This is a genomic window from Intestinimonas massiliensis (ex Afouda et al. 2020), assembly GCF_900626285.1.
GTDB lineage: Bacteria > Bacillota > Clostridia > Oscillospirales > Oscillospiraceae > Flavonifractor > Flavonifractor massiliensis_A.
The window spans coordinates 1,426,922-1,445,650 of sequence record NZ_LR131147.1 but is presented as its reverse complement, the minus strand read 5'-3'; the positions used below and the strand labels follow the sequence as shown (position 1 = coordinate 1,445,650).

Genomic DNA, 18,729 nt, shown 5'->3' with positions numbered 1-18,729 from the left:
ATGCCTATGAAAGTCGCAGGATTTCCCACCAGCAGCGACATTTATCTGGAGATCGACGGGAAAAAGGTGGCGGTGGTCCAGAGCTACTCCGCCAAGTCCACCCGGACCAGTCAGAATGTGGAGGCCTTCGGCGAGGACGAGCCGGTGGCCACCATCCCCGGCCAGCGCAGCCACGTCATTGAGCTGACCCGGCTGTACGCCACCGACGAGGCCATTCGGGACGGGATCAACTTCCACGATCTGGAGGATTTCAGCCTGGTAATCTGCAAGCCGGACCGGAAGATCATCTACTCCGGCTGCCAGTGGAGCTCCATCGGTGAGACCGGCGCCCTGGGGGCCATGGTGGTGGAGAAGATCACCGTGGTGGCCTCCAGGCGGATCGAGACGGCGGTATGACGGCCCAGCGGCAGTCCATCCTCAGCCGGAGGGAGCGGCTGAGGCTGGAGGACGGAAGGGAGCTGCGGCTCCTCTCCGCCCTGGAGGTACTGGAGGCGGGCCGGGAAGCCGGTGAGCTGGCTCAAAATGAGGGAGAGCGGGCCCTGTGCGCCAACGCCTGCCTGCTGGCCCGGGCCCTGGAACGGAAGGGAAAGCCGGTATTTCCCTCCGGCCGGGCAGTGCTGGAAGGGCTGAGCGCCCGGGAGATCGGGGAGCTGGCCCGGCGGTGGAATGAGCTGGATCGGACGGAAAATCCATCCCCGGAGGATGGGGCGGAGGATGTTCTGGCCCTAAAAAAAGCCTGGAGCACGCGCCTGATGAGCGCCTTCGCTGGCGTGTGCTCCGGACCTTTCAGGCCCTTCCGACGGAGGAACGGGCACAAAAAATGAAGGCGAGAGATTACCTGTGGTGCGCCCTCAACCTGATGCTGGATCGGGAGGAGGCGCTGGAGCGGCTGTGTCCCCATTGCCGGGCAGAGGCGGAGGAGGACCGCTGCCCGGTGTGCGGTATGCCCGCAGGGGAGACGGCGGCGGCGCAGAACGCCTCCTTTGATCAGGAGCGCTATGAGCGGATGAAGCGGGGTGAGCGGGTTTGACCGATTACATTGCAAGCATTCTGCGGGAGCAGGAGGAACGGGAAGAACGCCGGGCGGAAAACGACTGGCGGAAGGCCTGGGAGGAGACCACGCTCCCCGTTGCAGATACGGAGGAACCGGCGGGCCCGGATGGCACGGCGGTCGGAACAGCGGAGAGCGGCCGCCAGGCGGAAGAAACCTCGGACGGTGAGACGGCGGATGGGGACACCGCGGCTGTCGGGCTGCTCTTTGAGGAAGTGACCGCGGAAGGCTATGCCCGCCGGCCGGAAGCGGCGGGGGCGGTGCGGAGTACCGCGCCCGGAGCGGACTGGATCTACCGGGAACTGCGCCGGAGCCTGACAGAGCTGCCCGCCGCCCGGCCGGAGAGCCGGGTGGTGACCCTGCAGAAACCGGGAGAGAAGGTCCAGCCCGGCGGCTGGGACGCCGCCGGGCTGGACCGGCTGGTGCGCCGGGACGCCAGAAGATTTGACGGGGGGTTTCAACTGCTGTGAGATTGGCGGCAATGCGATATAAGGACTTCGTCTGGCCCCACAATCCCAGGGTGTATTCCATTGGATTCAGGCGGACTATGGGGGCTGACAAGGTGCCCTTTGGACGGTATGTCCTCCAGGATCTGGGACCGGAGCAGCGGATCATGGAGGGCGAGGGAGAATTTGTGGGGGAGAACGCCTATGAGCTGTTCAAGCAGCTGGCCACGGTGTTCTACTCCGACGGGCCGGGCCTGCTGGTCCACCCGGTGTGGCAGACCTCCAACGCCTATTTCGTGGAACTCTCCCTCACCCAGGAGCCTAGGGCGGACTATGTGCGCTACCACTTCACCTTCTGGGAGAGTTACGACGGGCACAGCACCGGCACCAAAGTCACCGCCTCCGTCAGCGGCAGCAGCGGGCAGCAGGAGAGCGTCCCGGCCGCCGGTCAGGAACAGTGGTACACGGTGGTGCGGGGGGACACCATGTGGGGTATCGCCCAAAGGTATGGGATGAGCCTCACCGCCCTGGTGGCCCTCAATCCCCAGATCAAAAACCCCAACCTGATCCTGGTGGGGCAGAAAGTGCGGGTGGCGTGAGATGGAGGGGAAACTGACCTGCTGGGACGGCAGGGAAATCCAACTGCCAGATGTCACCGCATGGCAGTTTCAATATGGGCGGGGCACGCCCTGCGACAGCTTTTTGCTTACCTGCCTGTGGAAGCCGGAGGGGGAGGATCTGCTGGGCGAGGCGGTCACCTTTACGGCGGTGGAAAACGGGGAGACGGTATTCACCGGCGTGGTGGACGAGTGCGAACGGGGCTGGAACGGAAGCGGTGGATTTCTCACGGTCTCCGGCCGGAGCATGGCCGCCCGGCTGCTGGACAATGAGGCGCTGGGGATGGAGTACCAGGTGGCCACCTGGCAGGATATCCTGCGGGACCATGTGACACCCTACGGCATCCAGGCCCTGCCGGGTGTGAATCTGCCGGCAGTGCCCGGGTTTGTGGTGGAGACCGGCAGCAGCGAGTGGCAGGTGGTCTATGAGTTCTGCCGCTACTACGGCGGGGTCACGCCCCGGTTTGACCGGCTGGGCAGGCTGGAAGTCGGACCGTGGCCGGATCAGGAAACCCTGCGGATCGGCGAAAACGGGGCTATTACCGCCCTCACCCTGCGGGATCAGCGCTACGGGGTCCTGTCCCAGGTGCTGGTGAGGGACCGTACCACCGAGGCGGTGCAGAAAGTGGAAAATGCCGACTTTGTCCGGCGGGGCGGTCTGTGCCGGAGGGTGCTCACCATGCCGGGAAAAAGCACCTATCAGGCCATGCGCTATTCGGGAGATTACCAGCTTGCCCGGAGCCGGGAGGAACTGCGGCAGATGGAGCTGGAGCTGCCCGGAGCTTTCCTGGCCTGGCCGGGGGATCTGGTGACGCTGGCGCCAAGGTACCCGGTGGGACGGGGCGTCTGGCGGGTGGCGGAGATGACCTGCGGACTGGACGGGAATGGGCTCCACACCAGGCTGACCCTGGGGGTGCCTGAGGCGCTGCAATAGAGAGGAAGGATGAAAATGTGGATCGCGGAGCGGAGCCGACGGAGGCCGGAGCCGGCGACCGCCGCCGCCGTGGGGCAGGTCACCCTGCCCGGCGACCCGGTGGGGGTCTGTCTGGACGGCGAGCGGCGGCAGGTGCCGGTGTTCGCCCCCGGCGGGTACGTGTGGCGGCCCCGCCGGGGAGAGCAAGTACTGGTGATCAAGACCGGCGAGCAGGGAGAAGTGCCCTGCGTGCTGGGTGAGCGCTGCCAGGACAAGTGGGAGCTGGAGGAGGGGGAGATCCTCCTTCACAGCGGTAAGGCTGTGCTGCGCCTGAAAAAGGACGGGACGGTGGATATTACCGGCACGCTGACAGTTAACGGGCAGCCGGTGATGGTAATGGGGTGAGCGGATGGAACTGATGGTGCGGGATGGCGACTATGTCATGGACGGAAACGGCGGGCTCCGCCGGGCGGAGGGCAGTCAGGAGCTTTTGCAGCGGGTCATGTGGAAGCTGTCCATCCCCAAGGGGAGCTTTCCGCCCCTGCCGGAGCTGGGCAGCGAGCTGTATCAGCTGAGCCGGTGCAAGCCCACCCAGCGGGAGAGCATGGCCAGGCAGTACGCTGCCCAGGCCCTGGCCGACGAGCCGGAGCTGATCGTGACGGCGGCGGAGCTGGGGGAGAACGGCACGCTCAGGCTCCACCTGGACTGGCGGGGCGAGGATCTGACGCTGACCATGGAGCTGGGAGGATGGTGAGAACATGACGGCAGACGAAATCTATGAGCAGATGGTGGACCTGTTCCAAAAGGAAACAGGTCTGACCCTGAACGGCGGCGGAGATATGGCGGTGCGGCTGTACGCCGTGGCGGAACAGATCTACGCCCTGTACGTGCAGGCAGACTGGGTGAACCGGCAGTGTTTCCCGCAGACTGCCGTGGAGGACTATCTGGACCTGCACGCCCAGCTGCGGGGCCTGACCCGGAGAGAGGCAGCAGCGGCGGAGGGCGTTATCCGGTTTGAGACCGATTCTGCCGCGGACACTGACCTGGTTATCCAGGCGGGGACGGTGTGCATGACCGCCGGGGGCGTGCGTTTTGAGACCACCCGGGAGGGGACCATCCGTGCCGGGGAGACGGCGGTGGAGGTACCCGCCCGGGCCATTGAGCCGGGCGCGTCCGGCAATGTGGCGGCGGACGCTATCCGGGCCATGGCGGTGGCCCCGGTGGGGGTCAGCCGCTGCACCAACCCTGAGGGCTTTTCCGGCGGACTGGACGCCGAGAGCGACGAGGCTCTGAGAAGCCGGGTGCTGGAGACCTTCCGGCGGATGCCCAACGGGGCCAACGCCGCCTATTACGAGCAGGAGGCCATGTCCTTCCCTCAGGTGGCGGCCGCCGTGGCGGTGCCCCGGCCCAGAGGGGTGGGCAGCGTGGACGTGGTGGTGTCCACCCCGGCGGGGGTGCCCGACGGGGAACTGCTGGAGGAATTGCAGAGCTACTTTGAGCAGCGGCGGGAGATCGCTGTGGACGTCCAGGTGCGGGCCCCGGAGGTCAAAAATGTAGCAGTGACCATTCGGGTTGCCGCGGAGGACAACCGGGACGGGGAGACGGTGCGCCAGGCGGTGGAACAGGCCGTCCGGAGCTGGTTCGACGGGCGGCTGCTGGGGCAGAACGTACTCCGGGCCAGGCTGGGGGCGCTGACCTTCGCTGTGGACGGGGTAAAAAACTACGTCATTGATTCCCCCGCCGCCGACGTGGCGGTGGAGGACGACGTGCTGCCCCGCTTGCAGAGCATCACTGTCTCGGAACTGGAGGCGGCGGTATGAGCGGCTACGGGGAGTACCTGCGGCAGCTGCTGCGGCCCTTGCGGGTTTATGATCTGGACGGCACCGCCAACGGCGGGGAGCTGGACGCCCAGGGGACGGCCCTGGACGGCGTTTCGGACACTCTGGAGGAGATCCAGCGGGAGATGCTGATTTCCACCGCCCAGGGCCGGGGACTGGAAAGCATCGAGGCCCTGCTGACCCGGAAGCCGGTGACCGATGACCTGGAAATGCGCAGAGCGGCCCTGGCCGCCCTGCTGCGCATCAGCGGAGACAGTTTTACCCTGGCAGCCATCAACGACAACCTGAAGGGGTGCGGGGTCAATGCTGTAGCAGAGGAGACCGGTACCCCGGGAAAGGTGATCGTGCGCTTCCCTGATGTGCCCGGAATTCCCGATGGATTTGAGGAAATGACGGCTATCATCGAGAGCATCCTGCCCGCCCACGTGGAAATCGAGTACGTGTACTGGTACGTCACCTGGGCCATGCTGGAGGCGAGATTCGCCACCTGGGGGGACATCGAGGCCCTGGGCCCCACCTGGGACCAGATGGAGAAAATGGTACGATAAAAGGCGGCCCGCAGCGCGGGCCGCCTTTTCGGCGTTATGGGGAGAACCGGGTGAGAATTGTGGTGAGCTGGGTTTGGGTCAGGGTGCCCTGGGGATCCAGCCGGCCGGTCTCCGACCAGTCCATCAGCCCGGTGCCGGCGGCCCAGTAGAGGGAATCGTCCGCCCAGGGGGAGATCTCCTCATAGTTATTGCAGCGGGCGATCTCGGGAAAGGACACATCCCGGCCCGTGCTGGCGGCATACCGCCGGAGCAGGATGGCAGCCTCCTCCCGGGTAATGGGCCGGTCGGGAGTGAAGAGCAGGCCGCCGGTGCCCTGGATCAGACCCTGGTCGTGGGCCCAGCACACGGCCGGTTCCCAGGGTGCGCCTTCCGGTACATCGGAAAAGGGCTGCGTTCCCGCGGCGGGCAGAGCGCCCGCCCACGTCCACAGGGCGGAGACAAACTGGGCCCGGGTGACGGGGGCTTCCACCGCCGCGGCGGCGGGCACCAGCAGGGTGAGCAGCAGCAGAGCGGGAATCAGCTGTCGCATGGCATATCCTCCTTTGTGGAGAGCATACCATAAACTGGAACAGTATGCTGTCGAAGGAGGGCTACGCCGTAGGATCGTAGGAACAGACCAGATTGCCGGCGGCGTCGTAGCCCCGACACCAGACGGACAGGGTGCCGCTGTGGCCGTTGCCGTCGGGCTTGGCGGGCAGGTCGGCGCGCACAGGCTCACCCACCCACACGCCGTTGCCCGCAGACGACCAGGTGATGGGCGCGCCCCGTTCCGCCAGAGCCTCCTGGGGATCTTCCCAGTGGCCCAGCCACAGCAGCTCACCTTCCACCCGCACCACAGAGGGGTTGGTACAGATGGCCAAAGGGATCTGCTCGTAGCCCCGCACCGGCAGATCGGGCGGGAGGGGAAGGGGCTGGGGCGTTTCTGTTTCATAGTAAAAATACGAAATCACCGTCGGAAGGGAAAAGATGTCCTGAGCGCTGAACTGAGAAGCATCCACAACCAGAAAATCCCGTACCGACCACAGCAGGCCGGCGGTACGGTTGAGCTCCACCATGGCATACTTGTCTCCGGAGTGGAGCACCGCCCATGCGTCGGACTCCGGCTCGGCCTCCTCCATGCGGACGGCACCAGAGGCCAGCAACTGACCGCCGGTGAAGCAGTTGGATGAGGCGGCCTGGCGGCAGGCCAGGGAAATGGCGGGCAGGGGCCGCCCCAGGGAGAGCCACAGCAGGAACAGAGCCGCCAGCAGAGCCAGCGCGCTGAGGGCCAGCAGCAGGCGGGGGAGGATCACATAGCGGAACCGGCTCATGATGGGGGTACCTCCTCCTGTAAGGTGATGTAGATGGTGACGGATTCCTCGGTAGAGCTGAGGGTGACGGTAAACTTCCGGGCGCCGGGGGTGGGGTCCACGATGCGCAGCCAGGCAGTGGAGCCCAGTAGAGCGTCCTTATGGTAGGAGGAGAAATAGGCGTAGCCGGAAGCTCCGGTGTCATCTGTCCAGACGGCATAGGCCTGGTAGGCCGCCATAGGCGGACGCCAGGGCTGATAGTGGGTGATGGTGACCGGACACTGGAGCTGGTATTCCCGGTCAATTTCATCCTCCGAAATCAGCACCAGCCCAGCCTCGCTGGAGGGTGTGAGGGTGTAGCCTGCCAGCTTTCCCCCGCCGGCAGCGGTGCCGGAGATCTCCACCGTGCCGTCGCCGTTATAGGGCAGGGAGGCAGTCTGGGGAAACAGACCGGACAGGGTAAAGATGCCGGTGTCATTCCAGAACCCGATGACCAGGCCCAGAACCAGGACGACCAGAGCCAGCAGGATGAAAATTCGGGACAGCCGGGGGACCAGGGGGCTGTGGCAGCGGTCCAGCTGGTGGCCGATCTCGTAGGGGTCTCCCATGGCCTTTACTGCCTGCTGCCTGGCCTCGCCGGAGGGAACGCCCCGGCCCTTCAGAGTGTCGGCATGGTCCTCCAGGTGGTCCAGCAGCTCCCGCCGGGCCGCCTCCCGGGCGGGCTTCCNCAGAACCAGGACGACCAGAGCCAGCAGGATGAAAATTCGGGACAGCCGGGGGACCAGGGGGCTGTGGCAGCGGTCCAGCTGGTGGCCGATCTCGTAGGGGTCTCCCATGGCCTTTACTGCCTGCTGCCTGGCCTCGCCGGAGGGAACGCCCCGGCCCTTCAGAGTGTCGGCATGGTCCTCCAGGTGGTCCAGCAGCTCCCGCCGGGCCGCCTCCCGGGCGGGCTTCCAGCGGATCACCGAGCACACCTTGTCGCAGTAGCTGTTAAATCCTTCCTCCATGGGCTCACCTCATTCCATCGTTTGAGAGGGGAAAGAGCAGATCAGATTGCCGGCGGCGTCGTAGCCCCGGAGCCAGATGGAGTAAGTGCTGTAGGTGGCGCTGTCGTTGGGGTTATCTGGGACATTGGGAATCAGTGCGGGCTCTCCCGCCCACACACCGTTCCCGGCGGGGGACAAAGAGAGGGATACCCCACGCTGGGCCAGGGCCTCCCGGGGGTCTTCCCAATCGCCCAGCCACAGGAACTCCCCCTCCAGCTTTACCACAGAGGGATCGGTGCAGATGGCGAGAGGAAGCATCTCCCACAGGATTTCCTGCTCTACATATGGGGAGCCCGTGCTCCCATCCGCGTAGGAGAAATAGTGGAACAAAGCGATGGGACAGGGTAAGAGTGTCTGGCCCTCCTCCGGGGAGAATACAAACAGACTGAATTGGGGCACTGTCCACAGCACACCGGCTGTGCGCTTTAAGGTTGTTGCGGCATATTTGTCTCCGGAGCGGAGCACCGCCCAGGCGTCGACGTCCGGCTCGGCCTGATTGAGGCGGATGGGGCCGGAGGCGAGCATCTCCCCGCCGGTAAAGCAGTTGGCGGGGCCGGCCTGGCGGCAGGCCAGGGCGATGGTGGGCAGGGGGCGCTCCAGGGAGAGCCACAGCAGGAACAAGGCCGCCAGCAGAGCCAGGGTGCTGAGGACCAGCAGAATACGGGGGAGGATCACATAGCGGAACCGGCTCATGCTGCGGGCACCTCCTCCTGTAGGGTGATGTAGATGGTGACGGTCTCTTCTGTGGAACTGAGCGTGACGGTAAACTGCTGTGCGCCGGGGGTGGGATCAAAGATCTGCAGCCAGGCGCTAGCGCCGAACAAAGGCTTAAAATGGCTTTTAAAAGAAAAGTTCGCACAGCCGGAAGCACCGGTGTCGTCCGTCCAGACGGCGTCGGCACCACTGCCAAGCATAGGCAGCTGCCAGGGGCGGTAGCTGACAGATACCGGACACTGGAGCTGGTATTCCCGGTCCGTTTCATCCTCAGAGATCAGCACCAGCCCAGCCTCGCTGGAGGGTGTGAGGGTGTAGCCCGCCAGCTTTCCTCCGCCGGCAGCGGCGCCGGAGATCTCCACCGTGCCGTCGCCGTTATAGGGCAGGGAGGCAGTCTGGGCAAACAGACCGGACAGGGCAAAGATGCCGGTGTCGTTCCGGAATCCGATGACCAGGCTCAGAACCAGGACGACCAGAGCCAGCAGGATGAAAATTCGGGACAGCCGGGGGACCAGGGGGCTGTGGCAGCGGTCCAGCTGGTGGCCGATCTCGTAGGGGTCTCCCATGGCCTTTACTGCCTGCTGCCTGGCCTCGCCGGAGGGAACGCCCCGGCCCTTCAGAGTGTCGGCATGGTCCTCCAGGTGGTCCAGCAGCTCCCGCCGGGCCGCCTCCCGGGCGGGCTTCCAGCGGATCACCGAGCACACCTTGTCGCAGTAGCTGTTAAAACCTTCCTCCATAAGCTCACCTCGCTTCCGGTATGGTCAGGCCCCACTGCTCCGTCCAGTGGTCGGGAGCGGCGGTCTCATAGCGCAGGGCCCCCTCGGCGTCATAGCCCCGGAGAAGAAAGTCTCCGGAACTGAATTTGTAGGGGGTTTGCTGATCTGGGTATTGGAACAGGTAGCAGTCCCCGGCTGTGACCTGGGGCAGGTTCAGACTATGAAATCCGCCGCTGAAGCGATCGTAACAGAGCACATCCACCTCCGCAATGTCCGGGTCGTTGACGATCACCAGCAGATACTGGGCGGTGGGCAGAGCGGTCATGGGATAGGTCCGGTCCCTGACGACGGAGGCCAGACCGCCGGCAGACCAGAGCGGGCCGTTACGGCGGGTGAGGCCGCAGAGGGCATAGCTGTCCCCGTCCTGAAGCAGGTAGGTGACGGTATCTTCCGTTTCTGTTCGGGCCAGAACATCGCCGGGACCATAGAGATAGATGACCTGTGTGCCGGCCAGAGCCTGCTTTTCGGTCAGATAGGGCGTTTGGTTGGACAGAAACAGGAAGGCCAACAGGGCCAGCAGCACCAGAAAGAGCAGCAGATCAATCACCAGCCGCCGGCGGCGGACGGTAGGGGTGGCGGGAACTCTAGACATCTGCTCCGCCTCCTTTCAGGGACAGGGGAAAGGAGAGCTGGATCTCCCCGTACCGGTCAAAGCGGAGGGTGAGCTGCGCGGCCTCCGGGTCCACGTCGGTGATGTACACATCGTAATAGGTCACGAAAGGCGTTTGGAGAGAGGTCCCGCCCATGGTGGTGCTGAGGACAGGGGCGGGAGCCTGTTCCGGGTACAGGTCATGCAGCTGTTCCGCGGCTTCAAATTGGTTTATACCGGGATAGCGGTTGCCCAGGTTGTCCTCCGCCCACAGCCAGCCGGAAATCCGGGGGGAGCGCAGGCTGGGATTGGGGTGGACGGCTTTGAGCAGGACACTTACCCGCAGGGCGGGCTCCCCGGTCACGGAGTGTTCCCGGGGGGTGACCAGCACCCGCTCTGCCGAGAAGGTGTAGTGCTCCAGATAGCAGGCCGTGTTTTCCGGCCGGTAATCTGCCAGCACCTCCACCTGGTCGTAGTGTTCCACAATGACGCCGGTGTCGTCGTTGTAGAGGGGCGGGTTCAGGGCAATCCCCAGGGCGTTAACTCCTATGGGCAGAAAGTAAAAAAGCAGCAGAAGGACCAGACCGGTCCGCACCGACACCCGGAACAAGATCTGAAACCAGCCGGGCAGGGGGTTGTGGCTCTTGTCCAGTTCCCGGCCCAGGGCCTCCGGGTCCCCCATGGCGGCCACCGCCCGCTCCTCCGCCTCCTCCGGGGACAGCGCGGGGTCCCGCTCCAGCAGAGCGTCCCGGTGATCTTCCATGTGGGCGGTGAGCTCGGCGGTAATGGCATCGTGGTCCGGCCAGAAGCGGACGAAGGAGCACACCGCTTTGCAGAATTCCCCGATGGAGGACCGGGGAGTGGAGGGGGCCTCCATCACGCCATGGCCGGGGCGGACCCGGCCAGTACCGCGTTCACCGCCTGGGAGAAGGTGGTCCACTCCTCCTTCTTCTCCCCCAGCAGGCGCAGGCCCTTTTTGGTGATGTGGTAATACTTCCGGGTGCGGCCGGTGGGGGCCTCCTTCTCGTAGGAGTTTACCGCCCCCTCCTTCTCCAGGGTGTGGAGGATGGGGTAGAGCGTGCCCTCCTTCATGGAAAAGGTGTGGTCGCTCTTCTCCTCCAGCTCGGCGATCATCTGATAGCCGTACTTGTCCTCCCCCGACAGAAGGGAGAGCACCAGCAGAGTGGCGCTGCCGTTGAGCAGGGATTTGTCCGCTTTCATGGAACGTCCTCCTTTCCACAAAAAAATATACCTCGATTCTCTAGGCATAGTATACCTAGGAAATCGAGGTATGTCAATAGGGTGTTTACTTCATCCGGCTGCGGAGGGGCCGGCCGTTCAGCCAGCGGTCCAGGTTGTCCAGGAACAGGGCGCAGAGGTTGTCCAGAGTGAGGGCCATGTGGTCGTAGCCCCCGGCGGTGTGGGGGGTGATGAGAGCCCGGGGGGCGTCCCACAGGGGATGGTCCGGGGGCAGGGGCTCCGGGCTGGTGACGTCCATCCCGGCTCCCAGCAGGTGGCCGCCGGACAGCACCTCCGCCAGGGCGGCGCAGTCCACGGCGGAGCCCCGGCCGGCGTTGAGGAGGACGGCGTCCGGCTTCATCAGCAGCAGCCGCCGGCGGTCCATCAGACCGGCGGTGTCGGCATTGTGGGGGAGGGCCAGGGCCACCACGTCGGCCTGGGGGAGCAGCCCGTCGATCTCCGACATGGGGAAGGTGCGGTCAAAATCCTCCACCGGCTTGTCTGAGCGGTGGAGGCCCCAGATCGTCGCCGCCCCCAGGGCCCGGCACAGCCGGGCGAAGTGGCGGCTGATATCGCCGGTACCTCCCACCAGCACGGTTTTGCCGTGGAGGGAGCGGACCGGGCCCAGGTCCCGCCAGAGATGTTCATGCTGTTGGTCCCGGTAGCGGGGCAGGTCCTTATAGATGGCCAGCAGCGTGGCCAGCATATGCTCGGACACGGCGGGGCCGTAGGCCCCGGCAGCGCAGGTGAGCACTACGCCCTCCGGCAGCACGCCGGGGACCAGGTAGGGGTCCACTCCGGCGTTCCAGCTCTGGACCCACTTCAGGCGGGGGAAGGTCTTGAGATCCTGAGGCGGCACGAAGCCCATCAGAATGGTGACCCGCTGCCGCCAGTCCGGGGGGATGTCCACGGCGCCCCGCCGGTCGTGAGTGGGGAGGAACAGGTGCTCCGCCTCCGGCGCCGCGGCCCGGAAGGCCGCCTGCTGGTCCGGGGTCAGGGGGAGCAGGTGGAGAATGGTTTCCATAGCGTGAACCGCCTTTCTTCAGAAAAGAGGGGCCGGTCGTCAGACCGGCCCCTGGTGTTATTTGATGGTGATGAGCAGCTCGCCAGCCTTGACCGCGCCGCCCTCTTTGATGAGCACCTGATCCACGGTGCCCTTCATCCGGGCCACCACGGAGGTCTCCATCTTCATGGCCTCGATGACGGCCAGCACCTGGTTCTCCTCCACGGCATCGCCGGGCTTGACGTTGATCTTGGACACCATGCCGGGGATGGAGGCCCCCACCTGGCTCTTGTCGGAGGGGTCGGCCAGGGTGGTCCTGTGGACCTGGGCGGTGGCGCTCTTGTCGGGCACCGCCACCTCCCGGCGCATACCGTTGAGCTCGAACTGGACGGTGCGGGTGCCGTCCTCGTTCAGGTCGCCCAGACCCAGGTACTTGATGACCAGGGTCTTGCCGTCCTCAATGTTGATCTTGTTGGTCTCGCCCAGGGCCATGCCGTTGAAGAACACGTGGCTGCCCATGCGCATGATATAGCCGTACTCCTGCCGGTGGCGGTAGAAGTCCTCCACCACCTTGGGGTAGAGGCACCAGGACAGCACGTTGTGGTCGGTGGCGTCGTCGTAGAACTTGCGGACCTCCTCCCGGGCCTTCTCGAAGTCCACCGGGGGCAGCAGCTCGCCGGGGCGGCAGGTGATGGGCTCTTCCCCCTTCAGGACCACCCGCTGGAGATCCTCCGGGAAGCCCCAGGCGGGCTGGCCCATCATGCCCTTGAAGTAGCTGACCACGCTGTCGGGGAAGGTGAGGGCCTCCCCCCGCTCCACGATGTTCTCGGGGGTCAGGTCGTTCTGCACCATGAAGATGGCCAGGTCGCCCACCATCTTGGAGGAGGGGGTCACCTTCACGATGTCGCCCAGCATGTGGTTGACGGTCTTGTACATCTCCTTCACCGCCTCGAACTGGTGGCCCAGGCCGATGCTCTCCACCTGGCTCTTCAGGTTGGTGTACTGGCCGCCGGGCATCTCGTAGCGGTAGATGTCGGTGGAGGGGTTCTTGATGCCCGCCTCAAACTTGGCGTAGCGCAGGCGGACGTCGGCCCAGTAGTCGGACAGCTTCTGCAGCTTGTCGCCGTCCAGGCCGGTGTCCCGCTCCTGGCCCTTCAGGGCGGCCACCACCGCGTTCAGGGAGGGCTGGCTGGTCATGGAGGACATGGAGTCGATGGCGCAGTCCACGATGTCCACCCCCGCCTCGGCGGCCATCAGGTAGGCGGCCACCTGGTTGCCGGAGGTGTCGTGGGTGTGGAGATGGATGGGAATGCCGATCTCCCCCTTCAGAGCGGACACCAGCTTCTTGGCGGCGTAGGGCTTCAGCAGGCCGGACATATCCTTGATGCACAGCAGGTGGGCCCCCCGCTTCTCCAGTTCCCTGGCCATGTCCACGTAGTATTTCAGGGTGTACTTGTCCCGCTTGGGGTCCAGGATGTCGCCGGTGTAGCAGATGGTGGCCTCGCACAGCTTGCCCTGATTGAGCACCTCGTCCATGGCGATCTCCATGCCGGGGATCCAGTTCAGGGAGTCGAAGATGCGGAACACGTCGATGCCGTGCTTGGCGGCCTCCTTCACGAAGGCCCGGATCAGGTTGTCGGGGTAGTTGGTGTAGCCCACCGCGTTGGCGCCCCGGAAGAGCATCTGGAAGGGGATGTTGGGGATCTTCTCCCGCAGCAGCCGCAGCCGCTCCCAGGGGGACTCGTGGAGGAAGCGGTAGGCCACGTCGAAGGTGGCGCCCCCCCACATCTCCAGGGAGAAGCAGTCGTTGAGGATCTCGGCGGTGCCCTCGGCGCACTTGAGCATATCCCGGGTGCGCACCCGGGTGGACAGCAGGGACTGGTGGGCGTCCCGCATGGTGGTGTCGGTGATGAGCAGCTTCTTCTGACCCAGCACCCAGTCCCGCACCGCCTCGGGGCCCTTCTCATCCAGCAGCTGCTTCAGGCCGGTACACCTGGGGGGCGTGTGCTCGTAGGGGGGGAACCGGGGGATGTCCAGCTGGAGCCGCTCGGCGGAGGGGTTGTCCACCTGGATCTGGGCGATATACTTGAGCACCTTGGTGGCCCGATCCCGGCCGGTGTCGATGTCGAAGAGCTCGGGGGTCTCGTCGATGAACTTGGTGTGGCACTTGCCCGCCTGGAAGGTGGGGTGGGCCAGGATGTTGGTGATGAAGGGGATGTTGGTCTTGACGCCTCTCACGTGCTCCTCGCTGATGGCCCGCATGGCCTTGCGGCACACCCCCTCGAAGGTGTTGTCCCAGGAGGTGACCTTCACCAGCAGGGAGTCGTAGTAGGGGGAGATCTCGGCGCCGGTGTAGGCGTTGCCGCCGTCCAGACGGACGCCGAAGCCGCCGCCGGAGCGGTAGGCGGTGATCTTGCCGGTGTCGGGGGCGAAGTTGTTGGCCGGGTCCTCGGTGGTCACCCGGCACTGGAGGGCGTAGCCGTTCATATGAACGGAGTCCTGGGAGGTGATGCCGATGGCGGGGGTGGACAGGGGGTGCCCCTCGGCGATGAGGATCTGGGCCCGCACCAGGTCGATGCCGGTGACCATCTCGGTGACGGTGTGCTCCACCTGGATGCGGGGGTTCATCTCGATAAAGTAGTGGTCTCCGTTCTTGTCCACCAGGAACTCCACCGTGCCGGCAGACACGTAGCCCACGTGCTTTGCCACCTTGACGGCGTCCTCATACAGCTTCTGCCGGGTGGCCTCGGGCACGCTGAAGGCCGGGGCGAACTCCACCACCTTCTGGTACCGACGCTGGAGAGAGCAGTCCCGCTCAAACAGGTGGACCACGTTGCCGTGCTTGTCCCCTAAAATCTGGACCTCAATGTGCTTGGGCTCCACCAGGTACTTTTCAATAAAGATGTCCTCGTTGCCGAAGGCCTTCTTGGCCTCGCTCTTCACCAGATTGAAGGCGGGAATGACCTCCTCCGGCCTGTCGCACCGGCGCATACCCCGGCCGCCGCCGCCGCCCGCCGCCTTCAGGATGATGGGGAAGCCGTAGGCCTGGGCCTTTTCCAGGGCCTCCTCCCCGCTCTTCAGGGGTTCCGCCGAGCCGGGGATGGTGGGCACGCCGCAGGCCTTGGCGATGGCCTTGGCGGTGAGCTTGTCCCCCATCTGGGCCAGAATCCTGGAGGAGGGGCCGATGAAGGTGATCCCCGCGTCCTCACAGGCCTTGGCGAAGTCGGCGTTCTCGCTCAAAAAGCCGTAGCCGGGGTGGATGGCGTCCACATTCCGGCGCTTGGCCAGGTCAATGATGGAGGGAATGTCCAGGTAGGCTCCCAGGGGGGACTTGTTCTCGCCGATGAGGTAGGCCTCGTCCGCCTTGGTGCGGAAGAGGGCGAAGGTGTCCTCGTTGGAGTACATGGCCACCGTGTGCAGGCCCAGGTCGTAGCAGGCCCGGAACACCCGGATGGCGATTTCGCCCCGGTTTGCCACCAGGACCTTGTTGAACTTACATTCCGCCATGCTGTCCGTCCTTTCTGAATTGCATTTGTCATAACCTGTCAAAATGGAACAAAAGGCGGCGGATGGGCGCCCGCCCCCGCCGCGCCCCGGGACGCCTTTGTACCGGGACAAATATCCGTGATATATTGATTGTGTCCATTATATCTGTACGCTAAAGTTTTTGCAATCGTTTTTCTATAAAATTGCAAAGCTCGGCAGGAAGCACAGGAAACGCCGGTCCCTGCCCGCCCCTTTGTGGTGCTTTTCACGGGAGGGGGGCGGGAAGAAAATTTCCCCTTTGGAGGGTGACAAAATTGTTTTCCAAACTTATAATTAACACAGGTAACATTTGAGGAAAGAGGGCGGCGAATTGGAACAGCTCTATTTTTCGGAGGAGACGGCCCGGAAGCTGTCCGGGCTCCACGAATGCGGACTGTCCATGATGGAGGCCCCGGCGGGGTATGGCAAGACCACCGCCGTCCGCTGGGCCATGCGGCAGGTCCCGCCGGAGCAGATCCACTGGTTCATCGCGGTGAGCTTTCTCCAGGACACCAGCCTGGACTGGTTCATCCGGCAGATCGGGCAGCTGGACGCCGACGCGGGTGTGGCGCTGCGGCGGCTGGGCTTTCTCAACCGCAGCAATGTGAGCGAGGCGGCGGACATCCTGGCGGGGCTCTCCGTGCCGGAGCCCTGCTATCTGATCCTGGACAACTTTCAGCTGATCGGGGACAACTGGCCCATGCCCCTGCTCCAGGCCCTGGCGGACCGGCGGCGGGACGGGCTGCGGGTCATTCTCATCTCCCAGAATTTCGGGCGTCTGCGGGCGGTGTTCGAGCACACCACCGGCGTGTGCCGCTTTTCCTCCCGAGACCTGCTGCTGAGCCGGAAGGACATCGGGCAGTACGGCCGCCAGCTGGGCCTGGAGCTGTCCAGGCAGCAGGTGGAGTCCATCTACCGCAACACCGAGGGGTGGGCGGCGGCGGTGGCCCTGTACTTTGAGCACCTGTGCCGGGAGGGGGGCGGACTGCCGGAGTTCCGGGACATGGATGCCCTGCTGGAGGAGTTCTTCTGGCGGCGGCTCTCCCCGGAGGAGCGGGAGCTGCTGCTCCGGGTGGCGGTGTTCGACTGCATCCGGGCGGAGCAGCTGCCCCAGGTAGCCCCCGGCCGGGAGGAGGAGCTGGAGAGCCTGCTGGTGCGCATCCCCCTGATGCACCACGACCAGCGGGAGCGGGCCTCCTACCCCCATGAGCTGCTGCGCCACTTCCTGCTGGGGATGCTGTCCGCCGAGCCGGCGGAGTTCCGCAGCCGGGTCTATGAGACCGCCGGGGAGATCTACCGCCGGGCGGGCAGCGACAAGAAGGCGGTGGAGTGCTTTTTCCAGGCCGGCAATGATGAGGAGGTTCTCTCCTGCGGCCTGACCGGCCTGCTCAACGAGAAGTTCGGGGACGTCAGCTATACCGCCCTGGCCCAGACGGTGCTGGGCCGCTGCCCCGCCGATGTGCTGGAGCGGCACCCCCTGTCCATGCTGCGGCTGTGCCTGACCCTCTTCGCCGGCACCGACTTCGGGGGCTTCGAGCGGGAGCTGGAGCGGTGCCGGGCCATCGTGGCCGCCGCGGGAGACCCCCAGCTCATGGGGGAGTGGCATATGGTGGCCGCCTTCCGGGCCTTCCCGGACCTTCCGGGGATGAAAGCGGAGTACCTGGAGGCGGAGAAGCTGATGACCGCCCCCTCCCGGATCTTCACCAAGCGGGAGCCCTTCCTGTTCGGCACCCCCTCCATGTGGTATCTGTTCTACCGGACGCCGGGGAAGATGATGGAGACGGCGGAGGAGCTGACGGATATGCTGGAGGTGTACGACCGCCTGACCGACCACCACGGCGCGGGGGCCTGTGAGCTCTACCTGGGGGAGGCCCTCAGCGTCCAGGGAAAATTTGACGAATCGGACATCTACGCCCACAAGGCGGCTCTGCTGTCGGAGCGGTGGGAGAACGCCACCGTCACCTACGGGGCGGCGCTGCTGCTGGGTATCAACGCCATCTACCAGTCGGACATGATCTCCCTGCAGAAGGCCATCGAGTATCTGGAGAACAAGGCCCTGGCCTACCCCTTCCTCCAGCATACCGCCATCAACACCCTGATGGCGGAGACGGTGCGCGGCTATCTCCTGGGCCTGATGATGGAGCCCGACCGGTCCGCCGAGTGGACCAGAGGCCCGGCGGACATGCTCAACGACCTGACCTTCACCAATTTCATGGTGAAGACCAACCGGATCACCGACCTGATCCTGCGGAAGGAGTACAAGCGGGCCATCGCCAGCGTGGAGGCATCCCTGTCCCTGGACAGCCGGCTCATCTCCCTGTCCACCCGCAACTTCATGTGCGTGGGCCTGGCCCTGTGCTATCTGGCCATCGCCCTGCCCACCCGGGCGGCGGAGTGGCTGGACCGGTCCCTCACCCTGGCCGAGCAGGACCACAACTACACCTTCCTGGCCTGCTTCCGGCGGTATCTGTCCGTGCTCTTCCTGTTCCCCTCCATCAAGAAGAAGCACGCCCGGGCCATCGGGGAGATCAAGGCCCTGGACATCCACTACACCAAGGCGGAGGAGAGCCGCATCTTCTCCATGCTGGAGAAGTACCCCGAGCAGATGGGGGCCCTCACCGAGCGGGAGCGGGAGGTGGCCCGGCTGGCGGCGTCGGGGATGCGCAACAAGGAGATCGCCGCCAGGCTCTATATCTCGGAGGAGACGGTGAAAAGCCACATCCGCAGCATTTTCAACAAAACCAACATCGACCGGCGGAGCCATCTGGTGGATCTGCTGAAGTAATCCCGGAAAATCCCCCCTTTGGGGGATGTGTACCGCACAGCGTTTCTGTATGATAAAAGCAGAAACGCTGTGCTTTTATTTTTGGAAAGGGAGGCGAGGACATGGAGGGAGCGGCGGTAAGACTCAGCGTACTGCCCGGTTACCAGCTGAAGCTCAGCTTTCGCAACGGCAGCGAGGCCATTGTGGACATGAAGCACCGGGTGCGGGCCATCCGGTTCGGCCGGCTGGCCACGCCCGGACTGTTCGGCACGGCCCGGCTGGAGGGCAGCGAGGTGGTCTGGGACAACGGGACCCACTGTGTCCGGGCCTCCGTCAACGAGCTGCTGGATTCCATGCAGATGGACTGACGC

The 18,729-nt window shown here is 64.9% G+C and carries 22 protein-coding genes; 12 read left to right on the top strand and 10 right to left on the bottom strand.

Annotated features, from left to right (window positions below):
• The first annotated feature begins 6 nt into the window (after positions 1-6).
• From E0E41_RS07355 to E0E41_RS07310, 10 genes are all read left to right on the top strand, one after another.
• Positions 7-396 (top strand): hypothetical protein, encoded by a 390-nt coding sequence (locus E0E41_RS07355; RefSeq protein ID WP_130869338.1) that lies wholly within the window; start codon positions 7-9, stop codon positions 394-396.
• Complete coding sequence (locus E0E41_RS07350) at positions 393-824, top strand: hypothetical protein (protein ID WP_242623721.1); 432 nt, start codon at positions 393-395, stop codon at positions 822-824. The genes E0E41_RS07355 and E0E41_RS07350 overlap by 4 nt, the downstream gene beginning before the upstream one ends.
• Positions 821-1,030, top strand: a complete 210-nt coding sequence (locus tag E0E41_RS07345; RefSeq protein ID WP_130869337.1) for a molybdopterin oxidoreductase — start codon at positions 821-823, stop codon at positions 1,028-1,030. Before E0E41_RS07350 ends, E0E41_RS07345 begins: the two co-directional genes overlap by 4 nt.
• Entirely contained in the window at positions 1,027-1,521 is a 495-nt protein-coding gene (locus E0E41_RS07340) for a hypothetical protein (RefSeq protein WP_130869336.1), read from the top strand. Before E0E41_RS07345 ends, E0E41_RS07340 begins: the two co-directional genes overlap by 4 nt.
• Before the next feature lie 77 nt (positions 1,522-1,598).
• The gene (locus E0E41_RS07335) at positions 1,599-2,096 is read left to right on the top strand and encodes a LysM peptidoglycan-binding domain-containing protein (RefSeq protein WP_242623720.1); all 498 of its coding nucleotides are present in this window, start codon (positions 1,599-1,601) and stop codon (positions 2,094-2,096) included.
• Between the two features lies 1 nt (position 2,097).
• The gene (locus tag E0E41_RS07330) at positions 2,098-3,048 is read left to right on the top strand and encodes a hypothetical protein (RefSeq protein WP_130869334.1); all 951 of its coding nucleotides are present in this window, start codon (positions 2,098-2,100) and stop codon (positions 3,046-3,048) included.
• Positions 3,049-3,063: 15 nt separating this feature from the next.
• Positions 3,064-3,432 (top strand): hypothetical protein, encoded by a 369-nt coding sequence (locus tag E0E41_RS07325; protein ID WP_130869333.1) that lies wholly within the window; start codon positions 3,064-3,066, stop codon positions 3,430-3,432.
• Positions 3,433-3,436: 4 nt separating this feature from the next.
• A complete protein-coding gene (locus E0E41_RS07320; RefSeq protein WP_130869332.1) occupies positions 3,437-3,781 on the top strand; it encodes a hypothetical protein in 345 nt (114 codons plus the stop codon).
• A 4-nt stretch (positions 3,782-3,785) separates the two neighbouring features.
• Positions 3,786-4,847, top strand: a complete 1,062-nt coding sequence (locus E0E41_RS07315; RefSeq protein WP_130869331.1) for a baseplate J/gp47 family protein — start codon at positions 3,786-3,788, stop codon at positions 4,845-4,847.
• A complete protein-coding gene (locus E0E41_RS07310; protein WP_130869330.1) occupies positions 4,844-5,413 on the top strand; it encodes a DUF2313 domain-containing protein in 570 nt (189 codons plus the stop codon). Before E0E41_RS07315 ends, E0E41_RS07310 begins: the two co-directional genes overlap by 4 nt.
• 34 nt (positions 5,414-5,447) lie before the next feature.
• Here E0E41_RS07310 and E0E41_RS07305 read toward each other — a convergent pair whose 3' ends face one another.
• The 10 genes from E0E41_RS07305 to E0E41_RS07260 all read right to left on the bottom strand — a co-directional run bounded on the left by E0E41_RS07305 (position 5,448) and on the right by E0E41_RS07260 (position 15,576).
• Positions 5,448-5,942, bottom strand: a complete 495-nt coding sequence (locus tag E0E41_RS07305) for an S-layer homology domain-containing protein (RefSeq protein WP_130869329.1) — start codon at positions 5,940-5,942, stop codon at positions 5,448-5,450.
• 61 nt (positions 5,943-6,003) lie between these two features.
• On the bottom strand, positions 6,004-6,723 hold the full coding sequence (locus E0E41_RS07300) for a hypothetical protein (RefSeq protein WP_130869328.1): 720 nt from the start codon (positions 6,721-6,723) through the stop codon (positions 6,004-6,006).
• Complete coding sequence (locus tag E0E41_RS18915) at positions 6,720-7,709, bottom strand: permease prefix domain 1-containing protein (RefSeq protein WP_130869327.1); 990 nt, start codon at positions 7,707-7,709, stop codon at positions 6,720-6,722. The genes E0E41_RS07300 and E0E41_RS18915 overlap by 4 nt, the downstream gene beginning before the upstream one ends.
• Positions 7,710-7,718: 9 nt before the next feature.
• Positions 7,719-8,441, bottom strand: a complete 723-nt coding sequence (locus tag E0E41_RS07290; protein ID WP_130869326.1) for a hypothetical protein — start codon at positions 8,439-8,441, stop codon at positions 7,719-7,721.
• Positions 8,438-9,199 carry a permease prefix domain 1-containing protein gene (locus E0E41_RS07285; RefSeq protein ID WP_130869325.1) on the bottom strand — a complete coding sequence of 254 codons (762 nt, stop codon included), beginning with the start codon at positions 9,197-9,199 and terminating at the stop codon, positions 8,438-8,440. Before E0E41_RS07285 ends, E0E41_RS07290 begins: the two co-directional genes overlap by 4 nt.
• Before the next feature lie 4 nt (positions 9,200-9,203).
• Positions 9,204-9,830: a DUF5044 domain-containing protein gene (locus E0E41_RS07280; RefSeq protein WP_130869324.1), complete on the bottom strand. Its 627-nt coding sequence runs from the start codon at positions 9,828-9,830 to the stop codon at positions 9,204-9,206.
• Positions 9,823-10,767: a permease prefix domain 1-containing protein gene (locus tag E0E41_RS07275; protein WP_130869323.1), complete on the bottom strand. Its 945-nt coding sequence runs from the start codon at positions 10,765-10,767 to the stop codon at positions 9,823-9,825. Before E0E41_RS07275 ends, E0E41_RS07280 begins: the two co-directional genes overlap by 8 nt.
• The gene (locus tag E0E41_RS07270) at positions 10,704-11,048 is read right to left on the bottom strand and encodes a PadR family transcriptional regulator (protein WP_130869322.1); all 345 of its coding nucleotides are present in this window, start codon (positions 11,046-11,048) and stop codon (positions 10,704-10,706) included. The genes E0E41_RS07275 and E0E41_RS07270 overlap by 64 nt, the downstream gene beginning before the upstream one ends.
• An 85-nt stretch (positions 11,049-11,133) precedes the next feature.
• Positions 11,134-12,090, bottom strand: coding sequence for a D-2-hydroxyacid dehydrogenase (locus E0E41_RS07265; RefSeq protein WP_130869321.1), 957 nt, complete (start codon positions 12,088-12,090; stop codon positions 11,134-11,136).
• Between the two features lie 57 nt (positions 12,091-12,147).
• Positions 12,148-15,576: a pyruvate carboxylase gene (locus E0E41_RS07260; RefSeq protein WP_130869320.1), complete on the bottom strand. Its 3,429-nt coding sequence runs from the start codon at positions 15,574-15,576 to the stop codon at positions 12,148-12,150.
• A 349-nt stretch (positions 15,577-15,925) separates the two neighbouring features.
• On the opposite strand from E0E41_RS07260, the gene E0E41_RS07255 reads away from it, so the two are divergent.
• Positions 15,926-18,379 (top strand): helix-turn-helix transcriptional regulator, encoded by a 2,454-nt coding sequence (locus E0E41_RS07255; RefSeq protein ID WP_130869319.1) that lies wholly within the window; start codon positions 15,926-15,928, stop codon positions 18,377-18,379.
• Positions 18,380-18,480: 101 nt separating this feature from the next.
• A complete protein-coding gene (locus E0E41_RS07250) occupies positions 18,481-18,726 on the top strand; it encodes a DUF2442 domain-containing protein (RefSeq protein WP_130869318.1) in 246 nt (81 codons plus the stop codon).
• The last annotated feature ends 3 nt before the right edge of the window (positions 18,727-18,729 follow it).